Raw genomic sequence first — 17823 nt, 5'->3', positions numbered from 1 at the left:
TTCCTGTGCGGCAATACCAGGCGGGTTGGCGGCCGTTGTGCTGGGTCGGAGGCATGATTCCCGCCCCGGGGCCAGCGGTGAGTACGAAACGTAATCGACCCTTGACGGGGAGTTTGTGTCGAATTACGGTCGTGGCCAATCGGTGGAAGTCGATACCGGGCGGTCCGGCCTACCAATCACCGGCGCCGAACGGTCGACGGTACCCACCGTTGCGGGAAACGAGCCGACCGCCTGTTCGCGCAGCGCACGACCCCCAAGAAAATGGACTCCATTCGACCCGCGAACATCGCCGCCCCGACGCGGCGCGCCGGTCCGGTCCGGTTCCCGTAGGGGACCCAGCACGGTTCCCGTCACCCCGCTAACGCGTTCTCTCCTGATAGTCGAAGGGCTTCACCGCCCAGCGGGAGAAAGCGTGATCCTTTCCGAGAAAGGCGTGACATGGACCTGAAGAAGAAATTCCTCTCCGCTGCCGCCGTCGCCGCGGTCACCCCGTTCGTCTTCGCGATCCTGCCCGCCGGGACGGCCAACGCCCACGGTTACGTGTCGGCACCGGCCAGCCGCCAGGCCCAGTGCGCGGCCGGCACGGTCTCCTGCGGTGCCATCCAGTGGGAGCCGCAGAGCGTCGAGGGCCCCAAGGGACTGACCGGTTGCCACGGCGGCAACAGCCAGTTCGCCGAGCTCAACGACGACTCCAAGGGGTGGCAGGTCACCCCGGTGGGCACCTCGGTCGACTTCACCTGGACGATCACCGCCCGGCACTCCACCAGCACCTGGGAGTACTACGCCAACGGGCAGCGGCTCGCGGTCTTCAACGACAACGGCGCCCAGCCGCCGGCATCGCTGACGCACAACGTCGACCTCAGCGGTCTCAGCGGGCAACAGAAGCTCCTGGCGGTCTGGAACGTCGCCGACACCGACAACGCGTTCTACGCCTGCATCGACGTCAACGTCGGCGCCGCCCAGTAGCGCGACGCCCTCCCCGTGCCGCGTGCCCTCCCGGCACACGGCACGGGGACGGCCTCGGTCGATGGGAGCCGGCACGAGGCGGCCTCCGTTGCAGCAGTCCCCGGCGAGCGGTACCGTTCTCGGCCCCGCCACGCGGCCCATGAAAACGATGGGGGCACCGGTCCCCGGGAGTTCGGCGTCCGGGACGACACCAGAGACGAACCGACCCCGAAATCCCTTCGCCCCTCGGTACCGGGGCACGATCGGCCACCGTGAACCCGCCGGTGGCACCTACGGTGCCGTGCACCGACCGGTACTCGGCGACGGCAGTGGCGCACTCCCCGGACTTATGTCGCTGCCCTGTTCGCCCCGGGGCTTCTGCCGCAGAAGGAACCGTCCGATCCCCTGACCGACCCATGCGTCCCACGGGCATCGTAGGCCGCCCTCGCGCCGTCGGCCGTGTCCCTGGTCGGGCCCGTTGTCCTGGTTCCCGCGCCTCCACTGCGCGGGCCCCGGATTTCGCCGTCGGGGCGGTGGTGCGACCATGGGGCTGCCATGTCCGTCGAGCCGCAGCTGAGATCCGTGCGCGCCGGGGTGTTCACCTCGGTGTGCGTCGGCGTGTCCGCCGGCGGGCACGCGATGACATCGGCGCACGAGCTGCCCGTCGCCGGGCCGCTCGTGGGCGGCCTCCTGGTGTTCGCGTTCGCCTGGGCGGCCGCAGGGCGGGAACGGGGATTCGCCACGATCCTGGGCTGGATGCTCTGGGGGCAGCTCGCCCTGCACCTCGTCTTCAGCTTCGTCCAGGGCGCAGGCTCCTCCTACGGCGCCCCTATGCACGGGATGGCCGCAGGCCTGCCGGCCGCCGTGGCGGACGACCCGGCCGACCACGGTTCCGGCCTGGCCATGATCGCGGCCCACATCGTCGCGGCACTGGTGAGCGCGTGGTGGCTGCGCCGAGGCGAGGCCGCGCTTTTCGCGCTGCTGCGGCTGGTCGCGGCGCTCCTGCTGCCTGTTCTGCTGCTCCTGGTCCCGGCCCCCGGCCCGATCCCCGGTCCGATCCTTTGGCGCAGGGCGAAGCGGTGCGGCCGCGATCGCACCGTGCTGTTCCTGCGCCACGTCGTTGTGCTGCGCGGTCCTCCCGTGCCCCTCGCCGCCTGACCTCTCCCCGTCCCCGCCCTCAAGAGGCGCGGCCGGGACGTCTTCTCGCGTCCCGTACGGCAGGGGGGCGGCGGCTCCCGGTCCCCATCTTCCCGGTGCGCCCGACGCCTTCCGGCCCTCCGCGCGCCCCGGGACCCACCTGCCCGTCCGCGACTCGGCCCGCCCGAGACGAGGGCGGGGCGCCGCCGCCTGCCCCCGACCGTCCGAGCCGTGGGGCCGCTCCGGCGCGACCAGCACAGAGAGCCCAACGATGGTTCCGTTCGACTGCCGCCTGCCCGCAGGCCCGGCCGTGCGCGTGGGTGCAGCCCCCGTATCGCCGAAACCCTCTCCCGGACCGTGTTCGCCCGGCCGCACCGCACCCGGTCGGGTCCGCCATGGATGACGCCGAACTGACCGACCTGGCCATGGCCGCCCGAGACGGCGCCGAGGACGCGCTGGAGCGACTGGTCGCGGAGACGCGCGCCGACGTCACCAGGTTCATCGCCCGCATGGCCGACCCACTATGGGTGGAGGAGCTCACCCAGGAGACCTTCATCCGGGTCCTGCGCGGACTCCCGCGCTTCGCCGGGCGCTCCTCGGCGCGTTCGTGGTTGTTGGCCATCGCCCGCTACACAGTGGTGGACCGCTACCGTTCGGCTGCCGCACGCCCCCGGACCTGGGGCGTCGAGGAATGGGACGGGCTCCAGCACCGTCTGCCCGGATACGCGGCCCGCTTCGACGAACAGTTCGCGCTGGCGGACCTGTTGAGCGGTCTCGGCGAGCAGCGACGCCGGGCGTTCGTCCTCACCCAGTTGGAGGGGTTCTCCTACGCGGAGGCGGCGCGCATGGCCGGGGTACCAGTGGGGACCGTGCGTTCTCGGGTCGCCAGGGCCAGGGAAGACCTGATCCGGGCGCTGCGAGCCGCCGACGCCCAAGGATCCGTCGCCGCGGTCCGCTGACCGTTCCCGTCCCTCGGCCCTCAGCGGGCAGAGGGGCGGGGCACTGGTACCCGCGGATCTCCCGGAACACCCGATCGAGGGAGGTCGCGCGGGCATCGAAGGTCCGGCCGCCGCTCAGCTCGGCGAGGTCCGCCGGCGCGGTCGGGTCCGCCTCCCCGAACAGGACGGTGGACGCCGGTACGCCGCGAAGCCTCTCGGGAAGTTCGGCGTGCACGCGATCGCGGAACTCCGTGCAGCTCAGACCGTGGTTCACCTCCCCGTCGGTGAGGAGCACGATGGAGGTCAGGGTGGTCCCGCCGTCGTCGAGGCGACAAAAGCTTTCGGGGCAGGAACCGCACGGCCTCGGGCGGTGTTGACGCATGTGTGACTTCCGTACCGAACACGCCTCGCCTCTCGATCCTGGACCGCTCGCGGATCAGCGAGGGCCGCGACTCGACGGACGCGCTGCGCGCGACCGTCGAGTCTGCCCGACAGGCCGAAGCGCTCGGCTACCACCGCTTCTGGGTCGCCGAGCACCACAGCGTCCCCGGTATCGCCGGCTCGGCTCCCACGGTCCTGGCCGCAGCGCTGGCCTCGGCCACCACGCGGATTCGTATCGGCACCGGCGGTGTGATGCTCCCCAACCACCGGCCCCTCGTGGTCGCCGAGCAGTTCGGGGTCCTGGAGTCGTTGTTTCCGGGGCGGATCGACATGGGGGTGGGGCGCTCGGTCGCCTTCACCGGAGGGATTCGCAGGGCGCTCGGCACGGCCGACGACGCGGCCGACGGTTTCCCCGGCCAGTTGGCCGAACTGCTCGGCTACTTCACGGGAACGCAGCACACCTATCCCGGGGTCCGCGCCCACCCCGGCCAGGGGCTCGACATACCGGCCTTCGTCCTGGCCACCGGGGCGGGGGCCGAGACGGCCGCTTCTCTCGGCCTGCCCCTGGTGATCGCGGCCGTCAACGGGGAGCCGCAGATGCGACGGTGGATCGAGCGCTACCGGGACCGTTTCCGTCCCTCGGCCCGGGCACCGCACCCCTATGTCGTCGTCTCCACCGACGTCGCGGTCGCCGACACCGCCGAGGAGGCCCGGCGACTGCTCATGCCGGAGGCGTGGTCGATCACGCACGCCCGCACCAGGGGCGTCTTCCCGCCCTCACCGACGGTCGAGGACGTGCTCGCGTCGACGATGACGGCCAAACAACGGGAGCTGTTCGAGGCCGCACTGGACAATGGGATCGCCGGGGACGAGGAGGAGGCCGCGGCGGCTCTCAGCGGTTTGGTCGCCCGTACAGGCGCCGACGAAGTGCTGGTCACCACGAGCACGCACGATCCCGGCCGGCTCCGCGAGGTCTACGCCAGGCTCGCGCGGGCCGCCGGGATCGCCGAATGATCTGCGCCTTTTCCAGGCATGTCCGTCCCCTTTCCTTCCTGCCCGCCGAATGAATTCAACTGTTTCCAGGAATTATTTCGGTGGTTACGTGGGACGATGTTCCCGGTTGAAGCAGCCCGGTCCTGTCGATGGCCGTTCACGGTGGATCAATTATCGACGCGAGTGGTATCGGTGACTGCAGAGGCGGGTGTGGCATCGGTTTTATAGTCACTTATCCGGCCGTGGGGTCGAGTCTTCTGCTCGTGAAAATCTTCATATAAGCAGCTCGCTGGCTTGTTCTAGGCAAGGGAATCGGTTGTGGAAAAACCGTGACCACAATCGGTCCGCATGGAATTCTTCTTCCGGATGATTTTTCTGTTAGTCAGTAGGGTGACCCCGGAGCGGTTTACTCCGTGCATTGTGCGAATTCGACGAGAGAAGGCGTGGTTTTGTGAGACGTGTTGTATTTCGCTCGACTGTTCTTGCCGTGGCGATCGCCCTGCCCCTGTCCGCCCTGCCCGCTGTCGCAGGGCACGCGACTGGCCATCCCGACGGTCCCTTCGCCTTCGGCGACAGCGCCGTGATCGCCTTCCCCTTCGGGGCCTATCCCGCCGAGTACGACTGGGACGACATGCGCGACGTCGCCTTCACCGTCGACGGTGTCCAGCGCACCGCGACCGGAGAGGTCCGCTACGAGCTCCTCATCACGACCCCCGAACTCGGGCGGGTCTTCGGCGTGAGTGCACTTGCCCCCCAGTGTTTCGCCGACGGCGCCGCTTCCGACCAGCCGACGCCGCTGCCCGGCACTACCGAACTGGAGGAGGGGGCCCACCTCTACGAACTCCAGTGCGCCGTCCCTGAGGGCGCCGACGTGCTGGAGGTTCGTTTCACCCAGCGTGACGCCGAGGGCGACGACCTCTCCATCGTGTTCGCCGGCGTCCCGGCCGGAGCGTAACCACCCGAGCCCAGGTTCGGTGATCCGGCAGCGCCCGCCCGCCTCGACCGGGGCGGGCGTAGCCGTGTCGGCGCCCGGGTGAGGGGGGTGCAGGGGCGTGTGGGGTGCGCGTGATCCGCGGGGCCGGGGTTCGGAGCGGCCTTCTCGGTTCACGTGTCCAAGGCGTGATGGTGCTTTGCGGTCGGCGTGAAAGCCCTCGAACGGCAGGTCGACAGCCTTCCGGGGCGCGGGTATGCGCGGTGTGTTCCCTGGGTTTTCCCGGTGCGGTGCCCCGCTCCGCAGGTCGCAGTGGCGCAGTGGCGCAGGCCGCTTCTCTCCCTTTCTGCCGTCGGACACTTTCCCTACGTTCGGTGATCCCGCGCGCACGGAAACGGGTATTTCCCTTCGGGGTGCCGTGGTCGTGGCGGGGGTCTGAGAGGTCTGAGAGGCCTGAGGGGTCTGTCGGTGTCTGCCGGGTGGCGGCACGGTCATTCCAGGGTTCGGCGATCTGGAAGAAGGGGGATATATTGATAACGATAGTCGTTTTCATAAAGAATCGGAGGGCCGACCCGTGCGGCAGGTGATCCCCCCACCCGGCGAGTTCCGAGCCGACCCCGCGGAGCCCCCGTTACAGTCGAGACCCCGGTGGCCCACCACACCCCTGGGTACCGCGACGACAGCCGTCGTCCTCGCCGCAGTCCTGGTCGTGTCGGCCGTGCTGGCCATCGGACTGGGCACGGCGGTCATCGGCCCCCACGAGACGGTGCGCTACCTCTGGGCGGCGATCGGCGGCGGCACGATCGGGGCCGACGAAGTCACCCGCTACCAGATCATCTGGCAGATCCGCACGCCCCGCGTGCTGCTGGCGGCCGTGGTCGGCGCAGGCCTGGGCGTCGTGGGCGTGGCCATCCAGGCGATGGTGCGCAACGCACTGGCCGACCCCTTCATCCTGGGCGTCTCCTCGGGTGCCTCGGTCGGAGCGGTCGCCGTGGGTGTTCTCGGCGCGCTCACGGTGTTCGGGGTCTACGCCGTATCCGCCGGTGCTTTCCTGGGCGCACTGGGGGCCACCCTGCTGGTGTACCTGATCGCCTACTCCCGGGTCGGGGTGACCCCACTGCGGCTGGTGCTCACCGGCGTGGCGCTGTCGTTCGGATTCCAGGCGATCATGAGCGTCGTCGTCTACCTCGTTCCGGGAAACGAGGCCACCAGCACCGTGCTCTTCTGGACGATGGGCAGCTTCGGCGCGGCCACCTGGGGCTCCCTGCCGGTGGTCGCGCTCGTGGTCCTCGCCGGCATCGTGGCCCTGCGGTGCTTCGCCAGGTCGCTGGACGTCATGGCGCTGGGCGACGAGACCGCCGCGAGCCTCGGTGTGGACAGCGACCGCCTGCGCAGGGGCCTCTTCGTCCTGACCGCCGTCATGACCGGCGCCATGGTGGCCGTCAGCGGAGCGATCGGCTTCGTGGGCCTCGTCATCCCCCACATCGTGCGCATCGTCGTTGGCGCGGACCACCGGCGGGTACTCACGATCGCCCCCCTGGTGGGAGCGGTCTTCATGGTGTGGGTCGACCTCGCCTCCCGGGTGCTCATGGCCCCCCGCGAACTTCCCCTCGGCGTCATCACCGCCCTCATCGGAGTGCCGGTGTTCATCACGCTGATGCGCCGCAGGGGCTACCTTTTCGGAGGCCGGTAGTGGACCTGCGCATCGACGGACTCTGCGTCACCCTCAACGGCCAGGAGATCGTCCGGAGGCTCTCCCTGGACGTGGCAAACGGACACGTCGTCGGCCTGGTGGGCCCCAACGGATCGGGAAAGTCCACCGCCCTGCGCTGCGTGTACCGCGCGCTGCGGCCCAGCTCCGGCACCGTGTGGCTGGGCGGAGGAGACCTCTTCGCCCTGAGCCTGCGCGAGAGCGCCCGAACGGTTGCGGCGCTCACCCAGGAGAGCGGCAGCGATCTCGACTTCACCGTCGAAGAGGTCGTCGCCCTCGGCAGGACACCGCACCTGCGCGGCAACCAGCCCCTCAGCGCCCGGGAACGCGACCTGTGCCGGCACGCCATGGAGCGGCTGGACGTGGCCCACCTGGCGCGTCGCGGTGTCCTGGAACTCTCCGGCGGCGAGCGCCAGCGCGTCCTCGTGGCCCGCGCACTCGTCCAGGAACCCCGGGTGCTGGTGCTCGACGAGCCCACCAACCACCTCGACGTCCGCCACCAGATCGAACTGCTGTCGCTGCTGCGCGGCGCCGGGACCACCGTCCTGGTCGTCCTGCACGACCTCAACCTGGCCTCCGCGGCCTGCGACCGCATCGGTGTGCTGTCCGAGGGGGCCCTGGTCGCCGCGGGCACCCCCGCCGAGGTCCTGACGCCCCCGTTGATCAAGGAGGTCTTCGGCGTCGACGCCGCGGTCGTCCCCCACCCCATGACCGGCGACCCCCAACTGCTGTACACCCTGCTTTCCCCCGCCCCCGAGAGAGGACGCCGATGACCATCCGAGCCCAACGAGGACCCCGAGCCGCCGGAAGGCTGCTCGCCTGCGCCACCACCGCGACCCTGCTCGCCACCGGCTGCGGAGCGACCGTCGAGGACGGGGGAGAAGCAGACACCGTCACCGTGCGACGCTGCGGTGAGGAGGTCGAGTACACGACGCCCGAGCGCGCGGTCGTCTACGAGGGCGGGAGCGCCGACAAGCTCTTCTCCCTCGGCCTGGCGGACCACGTACACGGCTATGTGCTGCCCCCGGCCAACCCGCCGGTGTCGGAGTCCCCCTGGGCCGCCGACTACGAGAAGGTGGAGTTCCTCAGCGACGACCTGCTCAACCGCGAACTCGTCGTGGACGCCGAAGCCGACCTCGTCGTCGCCGGGTGGAACTCGGGCTTCAGCGACCAGCGCGGCATCACGCCCGAGATCCTGGACGGCCTGGGCATCCAGAGCTTCATGCACACCGAGTCCTGCTACAACTACCCCGGCCATCCCGAACGGGTCGCACCGTTGGACGCCCTCTACGCCGACCTCGAACGGCTGGGACTGATCTTCGGCGTCCAGGACCGGGCCGAGCAGGTCGTCGCCGATCTCCAGGAGCGCGTCGACACGGTCCTCGCGGGAGTCCCCGAAGGGGAGCCGGTCCGGGTCTTCCTCTACGACTCCGGGACCGACCAGCCGTTCACGGCGGGCAGCCAGGTCCCGCCCAACGACATCATCCGCCTCGCGGGCGGCGAGAACATCTTCGGTGACCTCGAACAGCGGTGGGCCCAGGTCGGCTGGGAGTCAGTGGTCGAGGCGGAACCCGAGGTCGTCATCATCCTCGACTACGGTGACCAGCCCGCCGAGGACAAGATCGACTTCCTCAAGTCCTCGCCGGTCACCGCGGAACTGCCCGCCGTGGTCGACGACAACTTCTTCGTCCTCGACTACAACGAGGGCATCTCCAGCCCCCGCAACGTCGACGGCCTGGAGAAGTTCGCCGACTACCTCGCCGCGTTGCGGAACGGCTGAGCCGAACGCGCCGGGGGCGGTGGCGGCGGAGGGCATCCGCGGCCACCGCCCCCGCCCGTCACGGTGCGGCGGTTCTTCCACCGGCGCCTCGGCGCGGACTCACCCGGCCCCCTCGTGCACGGCGCGCGGGGGAGCCCCGCCCCGTCGCCATTCCATCCGCGACCACGGCATGGCCAACTCCGACAGCGCGCCGACCTCCAACGGCGCCAGGTCCTCCACCGCGGGCGCCTCCGCGTGCCGGGCGAAGACGGAGTCGACGTAGCGGTGCCCGGAGTCCGCCGCCACGAACACCACCTGCCGCTCCGGTGCCCTGGCGTGCTCCCACCGGGCGGCGAGGTAGGCGGCGCCGGTTGAGAGGCCGGCGAAGACCGCGTGCCGGCGCAGTAGGTCCACGCTCCCGGCCAGCGCCGCCTCGAACCCCGTCCAGTGCACCGTGTCGTAGAGCGAGTGGTCGACATTGCCGAAGGGGATCGAACTGCCGATGCCGGCGATGATGATCTCCGGGTCGACGACCCCCTCGCTGCCGAAGGTGACGCTGCCGAAAGGCTGCACCCCGACGAGCGCGGTCGTGGGGGAGTACTCCCGCAGGAACGTGGCCAGCGCTCCCGTCGAGGCGCCCGACCCGACCCCGCCCACCAGGGTGAGGTCGCCCGGGCCCACTTCCTTGGCGATCAGGTCGGCGACCGCGCGGTAGCCCAGGTAGTGGATGGAGTCGTGGTACTGGCGCATCCAGTGGTACCCGGGATTGGCGTGCAGGACCTCCTTGACGCGCCGGACCCGGCGGCTCTGGTCGAGCTTGAGGTCCGCGCACGGTTCCATCTGCTCCAGGGTCGCACCCAGCACGGCGAGCTGTACGCGCAGCGTGCGGTCGATGGTCGTGGAACCGACGATGTGGCAGCGCAGGCCGAACCGGTGGCAGGCCAGCGCGAGGCCGTAGGCGTAGATACCGCTGGAGCTGTCCAGCAGGGTGTCGCCCGGGCGGACGGCGCCGGTTCGGAGCAGGTGGCGTACCGCCGCCAGCGCGGACACCACCTTCATCGTTTCGAAGCGCAGGCACACGAGCCCGTCGTCGAGGGTGACTAGATCCGGTCTGCCGATCGTCTCGGAAATGTGGTCGTCCATGATCGTGCTCCGTTGTTCCAGGGGGGAGTACGGAAGATACGGGTAGCGGTGAGTCCATGGTCGCGAAGGCGGGTGCCGCAGGAACGCAGCCGGGCGTCGAGGTCGGGGACGCCCGCGTCGAAAAGGAGGCCGGCGACGTTGCCGCTGTGGGCGACCTGCACACCCACGGCACCGCAGCGCCGGGCGACGTCCTGCAGGGTCGCGAACTCGGCCTTGGGCAGGACGCGCTGGTTGAGCCGGGCGCTCTCGGTGCTCACCCTGCCCACCCCCGCGGCGTCGCCGTCGGTGATGGCCGCGCGCAGCGCCGCACGCAGCAACTCGTAGTCGGCCACGTCGCCCTCGACGGCGCCGCCGGGCAGGTCGAGGGTGCTGACCGGTTGCCCGCCGCCGGTCAGGCAGCCCACTACCGCCATTGCCGGCAGCACCGGGCCGAAGTCCTCCAGGACGCGTCCCTCCCGTTGGGCGAACAGCACCGGCCGGTCCCCGAGCATGATCGGGTCGCTGGCCCGTTCGGCGCGCACCGCCAGACGGGCGACGACCCCGGGCGAGGGCCGCGCACCGAAGCTCGCCGCGACCGCGCGGATCGAGGCGATGACGTCACTGGTGGAGGACCCCATCCCCAGGCCGGGGGCGGCCCCGCCACCGACCCGGAGCCGCCCGCCGCACGCCGGGCGCCCGGCCAGGCGCGCGCACTCGGCGACCGCCAGGGCCGCCGCGCGCGCGGCCTTGGTGCGTCCGGGGGTGTCCAGCACGATGTGCTCGCCCGGGGTCCCGGGCAGCGGGGTGAACACCGCCCGGGCGACCGGGGAGGACATCGGCAGGGTGACGAGGCCCCGGCAGGGGCGTCCCCCCTCGCCGGAGAAGACGCCCTGCAGGATCTCGCCGTGATGGCACCCGGCCAGGCCCGTCCCGGTGATCACGCCTCACTCGTGACGCGGTACCGGTAGAGCACGGTCGGGTCGGCACTGAACTGGGAGAACGGGAACGGTTCGGCCGACACTGCGGTCACCCCGGACCCGAGGAGGGCCCGGGCCACGGCACTGCCGCTCTGGGCGTAGACCACCAAGGGGATCCCTCGCTCCCGGCAGCGGCGCAGGATCTCGCCGAACGTCCCGTTGCCGATGGTCATCCCGGTCGCGACGACGGCGTCGGCCGTGTCGAGCACTTCGGTCATCGCGTCGGTCACCGGGTCGCCCCACTGGGTGGCGCGCAGGTTGAAGTCGCAGGGCAGGCACTCCCCGCCGCGCTCGCGGATGGCCGCGACCAGTGGGTTGACCACTCCGATGAGCCCCACCTTCCTGCCCTCCGGGGCGGGAAGGAGGCCGGCGATGGCCGCGTCGCGGGCCCGGGCCCGCTCCTCCGGTGTCCCGTGCGGCAGGGGCACCGCTTCCGCCGAGGGGTCGTCGCGGTGTGGACGGGCGTGGGCCAGGTAGGCGTCGAGGGCTGCCGTGCGCAGGGGAAGCGGGCGGTCCTCGCCCAGCAGGGCGGACAGGGGCAGGCCGGACGCCTCCCGGCAGACCGCGGGGGTGAGCTCGCCCGGCTCGAAGGCGCACGCGCCGAACACCCGCCCGACCCGGACCACGACGTACTGGTTGAGGTAGGTGGTGTCCCCGCCGGCGAGCCGGGTGCCGTGGTGCAGCCAGAACACGCTGGTGGCCACGAGCGGGGCGGGGTCGTCGAGCGCTCCGCGGAACAGGTCGTCGAGGGTGGTCACGCGTGGCCTCCCCGCTGCAGGCGGAACAGGTAGGTCAGGACCCCGTCGCCCCAGTCGTGCCGGTGGTGGATGTCGGCGGTGAAGCCGGTGTCGAGGGCGTGGCCGATGATGCGCCGCAGTTCGGCGGTGTTGGATGCGATGAGGAAGACCTCGCCGCCGGGCGCCAGCAGGTCGCGCGCGGCGATCTGGGTGAAGAACGCCTCGGTGACCGGTGCGCCCGCGCACACGTTGCGCACGATGTCGGGGTCGTCGCTGACGGGCTGGCTGACGGCCGGCGGGTTGAAGGTGATGACGTCGAGTTGGACACCTGCGGGAAAGCCGTCGAAGACGTCGGCCACGACCGGGACGAACGCGGTTTTGGCCGGCTCGCCCACGAGGCGCGCGTAGTTGTCGGCGGCGGCCGCGACGCTGTCGGGGTGGACGTCGATCGCGTAGACCTCCCGGGCGCCCCGGAGCCCGGCCACGACCGTCTCCACCCCCAGACCCACACCCATGGCGGCGTAGCGCCGGCCGCGCACGTCGATGTCGTCGTCGAGGATCCGCTGGTGGATCATCCGGCTGGTGGCGCCGGGCAGGAAGACACCCGGAGGGACGTCGAAATCCCAGCCGTTCCAGGCGTAGGAGCGGTGCGTGCCGAGGTCGGCCTTGGGTTTGTTCAGCGCGACGACCTGTGCGGCGGGAAGCGGGAGCGGGAGCTGGGCGACCAGGGAGTGGTCCACGCGGGTCCTTTCGAATGGGGGGCTGTCTGCGTATCCGGCTCGGCCCTTGCGGAGGGCCCCGGCAGCGGGCCGTCCCCCGGCCGGTTCCTGCGGGCATGTGCGTCCCCTCACCCCTGGCACCCGCCGGTGACCGGCGAGTGGTGCTGTCAATGTCGGTTTTACCAGCGGCCACTATAGTGTGAATGAAAATCATTGTCACTCATTGTTGACAGTGCGCCGCAGTTGGTGCATGTCCGAAAACGCTCCCTGGGGGAATATGGGCGCGTCGTGGGCGGTTCGCCTTCGATCGGGAATGTCGGGGGGTGCGGTAAAATTGAGAATGATAACTGTTTCCATCTAAGGTGGAGGGGATGATCACCGCCCGTCCCCAAGGAGAGACGACTCGTGCCTTCCCCGCCGGCGACCGACACGGTCCACCCACCAGCACCGCGGACGACCGTTCTGCGCGACCCCGCCTTCGCGCGCCTGTGGTCGGGGACCACCGCCTCGGGGCTGGCCACCTGGGCGCTTCCGTTCATCCTGGGGCTGGCCGTGCTCGACGGCTCCCTCACCGCTGCGGGGCTCGGCCTGGTCCTCGCCACCCGGACGGTCGGCTTCCTCGCCGCCGTACCCGTCGGCGGCATCCTGGCCGACCGTTGCTCGCGCCGGGCGGTCGTGCGCTGGTCGGGCATCGCGGCAGCCCTGGCCACCCCTTTCCTCGCCGTCGGGCTGGGCGGTTCCACCCTCCTCATGGCCGCCGCCGCAGCCGTGGTCGGTGCGGGACAGGGCGCGTGCCGCCCCGCCTTCCAGGCGCTCACCGCCGAGGTCGTCGATCCGCCGCTGCGCCAGCAGGCCAACGCCGCGATGACGTTCTCGGTGCGGGTCAGCACCCTGGTGGGGCCGGGGCTCACCGCCCTGCTGTCCACCGTCGCCGGCACCGGGGTCCTGCTGCTGGGCACCGGCCTGCTCTGGCTGGTCGCAGCCCTGCTCCCCCCGCCCGGTGCCCCCCGGGCCGTCGGAGTGTCGGTCCGCGCCCCCTTCCACGTCGAGTTCGCCGACGGCCTGCGGGAGGCACGCCGCCACCCCTGGTTCATGGCCGGCCTGGGTGCGCTGACCGCCGTGATCGCCACCGGGTACTCCGCGACGGGAGTGCTGCTCCCGCTGGTCAGCCGGGACCACTACGGCACCGAGGTGGTTCTGGCCGCCGCCCTCACCGCCTACACCGCCGGCGCCCTGGCCGGCGCGGTACTCGTCGCCCGTTGGCGGCCCCGCTCCCAAGGGTGGGCGGCCCTGGCCGGGCTGGCCTGCTACGGATTCGCGCCACTGAGCCTGCTGTTCGCCACGGACCCCGTGGTCGTCATCGCCGCCTACGTCCTGGCCGGGGTCGGGATCGAACTGTTCAACGTGCCGTGGTTCACCGCGGCCCAGCGCGAGGTGGAACCAGGAAAGCTCGCCCGGGTGTCGTCCCTGGACTTCCTGTTCTCCTACGGGCTCGCCCCGGTGGGGCTGGCGCTCATCGCACCGGCCGCCCAGGCGTTCGGCATCGAGGCGGTGCTCGCCACCTGCGCGCTGCTGTGCTTCCTCGCACCCGCACTCGCCGCGCTCGCACCCGGGGCACGCGACTTCCGGACCCGGGAAATGGCCTGAACCGGACACGGCGTGGGCGGGGCGGAGGATACCGAGTCTTTCGCGTCCTGCTTCTCGGAGGTGAGGGGCAGCGCGGCCCGCACCCACAGCCTTACAACCACGATCACGCCAAGATCCACAGCCTCGGCGAACGCGCCAGGGCCACCCCCAAATACTGGCGGCTCCTACGGAAGCCTCGGTACAGCACCACCCGGATCACCACCGTCGCCCATGCCGCCGTCGCACTCGGATTCACCACCTGATCAAAATAAAAAGGCTCAGTCTCTCGACCTCTGAAACGGCATCCTCTCCCAGGAGGATCCTGACAAAGTCGCTTTCGATTTCTTTTCCAAGGGGCTGTCCCGTAGCTGCTGATCACGGATGCGATGATCTTGATGTTGCTGGTGTGATCACGACGTCGGAGCTCATCCTGAACAATCCCGTTCACCGGGCTGAGCCCGCGACAGTTCCCGAAGCTGGTGACGGTTCTGCGGCACGGGGTGCGGACGCGGTTCGCAAGGGTCGGCCATGAAGCCTTGTCCTGGAGGCCTGGGCCCTGCTGGCGCACTAACCCGACCATGCGCCAGCTCGCCCCGCTGTTGGGGGTGTCCAAGTCGGCGGCGGATCCGGTCATCGATCACATCGGGCCGAGGCTCACACTCCAGACCCGCAAGCGGTTCGCCAAGGACACCGTGCCGATCGTCGACGACACTTTGATTCCGCCTTGGGATCACACGACCGTCGAGTGGTCGAAAAACTACCGGTGCTCCACCAATCGCCAGATTGTCATTGGCACAGAGGCCCGCTTGGTCGTCGTGGTTGGCTGGCCGCTCGCCGGAAACCGCAACGACTGCAAAGCGCGGGAGGAGTCCGGCACCCAAGCCTCCCTCTGCAAGACCCCCATGATCACCGACGGTGCCTCCCCGGAAACCGGAGTCGTCATCACTTACCACCGCGAGCGCGGACAAGCCGAACTCCCGAACTGGAAAGGAGGAACAGAACAAGTCGAACAAGCAGGTCCGCGCCCCCGTCGAGCACGTCTTCGACCGTATGAAGACCTGGAAGATCCTCCGCGGCTGCCCCCTAAGGAGAAGGAGTCCACCACGTCATGCTCGGCATCGCCCGGATTTACAAACTCGCGCTCACCGGATAGGTCGGCAAGCAGTACGGTGGCCGACCACACCTGAGCCGACTCGAAGATCATTTACGGGACAGTTGTTCACTGACGCTGTTGCCAAAAGCTTTAATAGCCCCACCGATCAAAGTTCAACATGACTGCCTTCTTTTATTTTCTCGCAGATGGCAAAGAATGTCATTAATTCGACCGAATAAGATTAGCAAGATCAATTAGATATAAATTTGATTTTAATTCATCATGAGTAGAATAAAGGAGTTCCAGGGCCGACTGGAGAGCAGATTTCGGAACTTCTTTGAATTCACAAATAGAAACCACCGAGACCAAACTAGAAAAACTGTAGGAAATATTAACCACTCCCTCCCTCCGTACGGCCGAGATTGAATCTTGAGTTTGCGAAGATTCCACGCAGGACTCGCCGGACGACATGACTTCTCTGTAAAGCTGAACAAGCATCCAGACGAAGTCTACGACAGGAAGGGCGGGCGTCCTCAAATAAATTTTTTTCGAACCATCGACGATCATCACATCCGAATTGAAGTAGTGAAACGTGAAATCGTCAGCAGAAAGCGATCGGATTGACCCTTCCGAAATTCCGTCGACTTTCCAGGACGAGTCTTCAATTCGAGGCAGAAATGCAAACGAAATCATTTTAGTCACCTAGTACATGAATTTTGGCATTGCCGTAACGAAATTACCTGCTTCACTAACCGCGATCCTCATGCCATTTTGCCCCATTGCGCCAACTTCAACGTCCCCGAAATCGTAATCAATGTAGTGGCCATCGCGAGGATCAGACTTAGATCTGGGACTTTCACCCCACTCGCAATTGCCTCATTCACCATCTCCCGAAAACGGGGCTTATCAATTCCATTGGCGAGTACATTCTCCATTTTCCCATCTTTTTGATAGGCCCCTCTAGGTGAATGCTGATCCCAGGAATGATCAAATTGCTTAGATCCTACTATGCAGTTGTTGTTGTGTACGAGTACTGCGGTTTCGCCTGTGCGTACATGGTAGGTGTGGACATCTTGGATGGTGAGGTTGTGGACCCTCTGCTCACGAACAGTCCACTGTTTGACCTGTTCGATTTGGACCCAGGTGTCTGTCGGGGTGCGTAGCCACATTCCCTCGGCCAGCTCACCGGCCGCCACCCACTCGCCGAGGTCGGCCACCCAGAACTCGTGGTTGGCGGTGGCCACCACCGGCTCCCCGACCACGCCCTGCGCGCCATCGGAGCCCTCCGATTCCTCCGCGCCCCTTTGGAGGGGCGCGCCCAACGGGTTGGGGGCCTTCTCGCTGGCCGGGTTGATCCAGACCTCGACCATCCGCTTGGCACCGGTGCCCACGTGCGTGGCCACCACCTCGCGCGCACCCTCCACACCCGCTTGTGGGTCGGTGGCCATTACGTTGGCGCCCACGCTGAGAGACGCGATGGGTGCCGAGGACCCATCAGCCAACAACACCGGCGTGGCAGGCACGAAACTGCATGCTCAACCGGTACTTCCCCAAGAGAACTGACCTGTCCGGTTGCACCTAAGCCGAACCTGACGATGTTGCCCGCGAATCAAATAACCGGCCACGCAAGACTTTCGGCTTCAAGAACCCAACCGAGAAACTATGACGGACTCCTGTTCAACTCCGCTGTCGTACCGACTAATTGAGGCCAATAACTAATTAGCGCCAGCGCTACACGCTCTCGGAAATGAGCCTGAACATTCGCGCAAGCTTGACTCGAGAGTGACCTTTTGTAAACTAAAAAACTAAAGCTCTCGATATTGCTCCACGAAATCACGAACTGCCGATAAGCGGACTCGCCATTCGGAAATAGAATTTCCATCCTCGTCGACAGTGAGTCGCGACCTGACAGAAGACCATGGCTCGAAAGGGTTAAAATCTTTTTCTAGTTCATCCAGAAAAATGATTGAATTTTGGACAATTACATCCTGTCCTCTCCTGTAGAGGGGCCAGCAGAAAATAAAATTACTTACCTTCGGGTCAGTAATCGACGCAACTAGACAAGAGTCTTTTTCTTTTTCATCTATAATTACCTGGATCGAATCGCGCCAGCTGCGCTTATAATCATCGACACTCCAATAGGAGAGATCCATGTAGAAAATCTCGATAAAGTCGCCAACAACTATCCTGCCGGTCGCCCCTGCCTCTTGATGAAGCAAGGCGACTGGAGGGCGATTAGATGCAATTTCGATAGAGAAAGGATCAGTGCTTGAGGTAATTGAGATCTGCGTCATAGGTACCTACCCTGTCGCCTCGACGGCTGAATATTTTCCAGCCCCCTGATACGTTGTGTCCATCAACATCTGGCGTAATATAATTTTTACCGTTGAAAAATACATCTTGCCCGTGCGAGTTGAACGGCGCCTTTTGGGGAGCAATTCTTCTGTTATACCCCAGGGATACCGCCCGATCCTTCAGCGTACCGGCGTAAAGCTCTCTGTTCTGCGCACTGCGCGTGGCCACCGAATCAGGATGATACGGGTCCCCCTTCAACGCAGGAGAAGAGGTGTATCCCTCAGGTAGACCACAGTTGTTGTTGTGTACGAGTACTGCGGTTTCGCCTGTGCGTACATGGTAGGTGTGGACATCTTGGATGGTGAGGTTGTGGACCCTCTGCTCACGAACAGTCCACTGTTTGACCTGTTCGATTTGGACCCAGGTGTCTGTCGGGGTGCGTAGCCACATTCCCTCGGC

Annotated in this window: 16 protein-coding genes and 1 pseudogene; 10 read left to right on the top strand and 7 right to left on the bottom strand. The window is 67.5% G+C overall.

The genetic code is table 11. The annotated features are described in order from the left end of the window. Nucleotides 1-438: 438 nt before the first annotated feature. The 8 genes from QSJ59_RS00090 to QSJ59_RS00055 all read left to right on the top strand — a co-directional run bounded on the left by QSJ59_RS00090 (nt 439) and on the right by QSJ59_RS00055 (nt 8816). Nucleotides 439-966 (top strand): lytic polysaccharide monooxygenase auxiliary activity family 9 protein, encoded by a 528-nt coding sequence (locus QSJ59_RS00090; protein WP_285756563.1) that lies wholly within the window; start codon nt 439-441, stop codon nt 964-966. Nucleotides 967-1500: 534 nt separating this feature from the next. Further along, complete coding sequence (locus QSJ59_RS00085) at nt 1501-2103, top strand: hypothetical protein (protein ID WP_285756562.1); 603 nt, start codon at nt 1501-1503, stop codon at nt 2101-2103. Nucleotides 2104-2477: 374 nt separating this feature from the next. Then, nucleotides 2478-3041, top strand: a complete 564-nt coding sequence (locus QSJ59_RS00080; protein WP_285756561.1) for a sigma-70 family RNA polymerase sigma factor — start codon at nt 2478-2480, stop codon at nt 3039-3041. A gap of 363 nt (nt 3042-3404) precedes the next feature. Beyond that, nucleotides 3405-4415: an MsnO8 family LLM class oxidoreductase gene (locus QSJ59_RS00075; RefSeq protein ID WP_285756560.1), complete on the top strand. Its 1011-nt coding sequence runs from the start codon at nt 3405-3407 to the stop codon at nt 4413-4415. Between the two features lie 466 nt (nt 4416-4881). Further along, on the top strand, nt 4882-5349 hold the full coding sequence (locus QSJ59_RS00070; RefSeq protein WP_285756559.1) for a hypothetical protein: 468 nt from the start codon (nt 4882-4884) through the stop codon (nt 5347-5349). Between the two features lie 562 nt (nt 5350-5911). Then, entirely contained in the window at nt 5912-7018 is a 1107-nt protein-coding gene (locus tag QSJ59_RS00065; protein WP_432707426.1) for a FecCD family ABC transporter permease, read from the top strand. Then, nucleotides 7018-7809: an ABC transporter ATP-binding protein gene (locus QSJ59_RS00060; protein ID WP_285756558.1), complete on the top strand. Its 792-nt coding sequence runs from the start codon at nt 7018-7020 to the stop codon at nt 7807-7809. Before QSJ59_RS00065 ends, QSJ59_RS00060 begins: the two co-directional genes overlap by 1 nt. Continuing rightward, on the top strand, nt 7806-8816 hold the full coding sequence (locus tag QSJ59_RS00055; protein WP_285756557.1) for an ABC transporter substrate-binding protein: 1011 nt from the start codon (nt 7806-7808) through the stop codon (nt 8814-8816). The genes QSJ59_RS00060 and QSJ59_RS00055 overlap by 4 nt, the downstream gene beginning before the upstream one ends. Nucleotides 8817-8915: 99 nt before the next feature. Here the strand turns inward: QSJ59_RS00055 and QSJ59_RS00050 are convergent, their stop codons facing one another. Genes QSJ59_RS00050 through QSJ59_RS00035 form a run of 4 tightly spaced genes read right to left on the bottom strand, consistent with a single transcriptional unit; the run spans nt 8916 to nt 12371 of the window. After that, nucleotides 8916-9938: a pyridoxal-phosphate dependent enzyme gene (locus QSJ59_RS00050; protein ID WP_285756556.1), complete on the bottom strand. Its 1023-nt coding sequence runs from the start codon at nt 9936-9938 to the stop codon at nt 8916-8918. Further along, nucleotides 9896-10858 carry a GHMP family kinase ATP-binding protein gene (locus QSJ59_RS00045; protein ID WP_285756555.1) on the bottom strand — a complete coding sequence of 321 codons (963 nt, stop codon included), beginning with the start codon at nt 10856-10858 and terminating at the stop codon, nt 9896-9898. The genes QSJ59_RS00050 and QSJ59_RS00045 overlap by 43 nt, the downstream gene beginning before the upstream one ends. Next, a complete protein-coding gene (locus tag QSJ59_RS00040; protein WP_285756554.1) occupies nt 10855-11652 on the bottom strand; it encodes a Rossmann-like domain-containing protein in 798 nt (265 codons plus the stop codon). The genes QSJ59_RS00045 and QSJ59_RS00040 overlap by 4 nt, the downstream gene beginning before the upstream one ends. Further along, nucleotides 11649-12371: a class I SAM-dependent methyltransferase gene (locus QSJ59_RS00035; RefSeq protein WP_285756553.1), complete on the bottom strand. Its 723-nt coding sequence runs from the start codon at nt 12369-12371 to the stop codon at nt 11649-11651. Before QSJ59_RS00035 ends, QSJ59_RS00040 begins: the two co-directional genes overlap by 4 nt. Nucleotides 12372-12755: 384 nt before the next feature. On the opposite strand from QSJ59_RS00035, the gene QSJ59_RS00030 reads away from it, so the two are divergent. Both QSJ59_RS00030 and QSJ59_RS00020 read left to right on the top strand, forming a co-directional pair. Continuing rightward, nucleotides 12756-13997 (top strand): MFS transporter, encoded by a 1242-nt coding sequence (locus QSJ59_RS00030; RefSeq protein WP_432707389.1) that lies wholly within the window; start codon nt 12756-12758, stop codon nt 13995-13997. 385 nt (nt 13998-14382) lie between these two features. Then, nucleotides 14383-15129: pseudogene (locus QSJ59_RS00020) on the top strand (transposase). A gap of 701 nt (nt 15130-15830) precedes the next feature. Here the strand turns inward: QSJ59_RS00020 and QSJ59_RS00015 are convergent. The 3 genes from QSJ59_RS00015 to QSJ59_RS00005 form a co-directional block, all read right to left on the bottom strand. Beyond that, on the bottom strand, nt 15831-16592 hold the full coding sequence (locus QSJ59_RS00015; protein ID WP_285756552.1) for a polymorphic toxin-type HINT domain-containing protein: 762 nt from the start codon (nt 16590-16592) through the stop codon (nt 15831-15833). A 282-nt stretch (nt 16593-16874) separates the two neighbouring features. Beyond that, nucleotides 16875-17363 carry a hypothetical protein gene (locus tag QSJ59_RS00010; RefSeq protein WP_285756551.1) on the bottom strand — a complete coding sequence of 163 codons (489 nt, stop codon included), beginning with the start codon at nt 17361-17363 and terminating at the stop codon, nt 16875-16877. Continuing rightward, nucleotides 17332-17823 (bottom strand): toxin C-terminal domain-containing protein (locus QSJ59_RS00005; protein WP_285756550.1); only part of this gene is annotated, 492 nt, incomplete at its 5' end. The genes QSJ59_RS00010 and QSJ59_RS00005, both read right to left, overlap by 32 nt.

Origin of the sequence: Nocardiopsis ansamitocini, assembly GCF_030268225.1 — a bacterium.
In the GTDB taxonomy this organism is placed as follows: Bacteria; Actinomycetota; Actinomycetes; order Streptosporangiales; family Streptosporangiaceae; genus Nocardiopsis_D; species Nocardiopsis_D ansamitocini.
The sequence above is the reverse complement of the archived record's forward strand: the minus strand, read 5'-3'. Positions and strand labels throughout refer to the sequence as shown.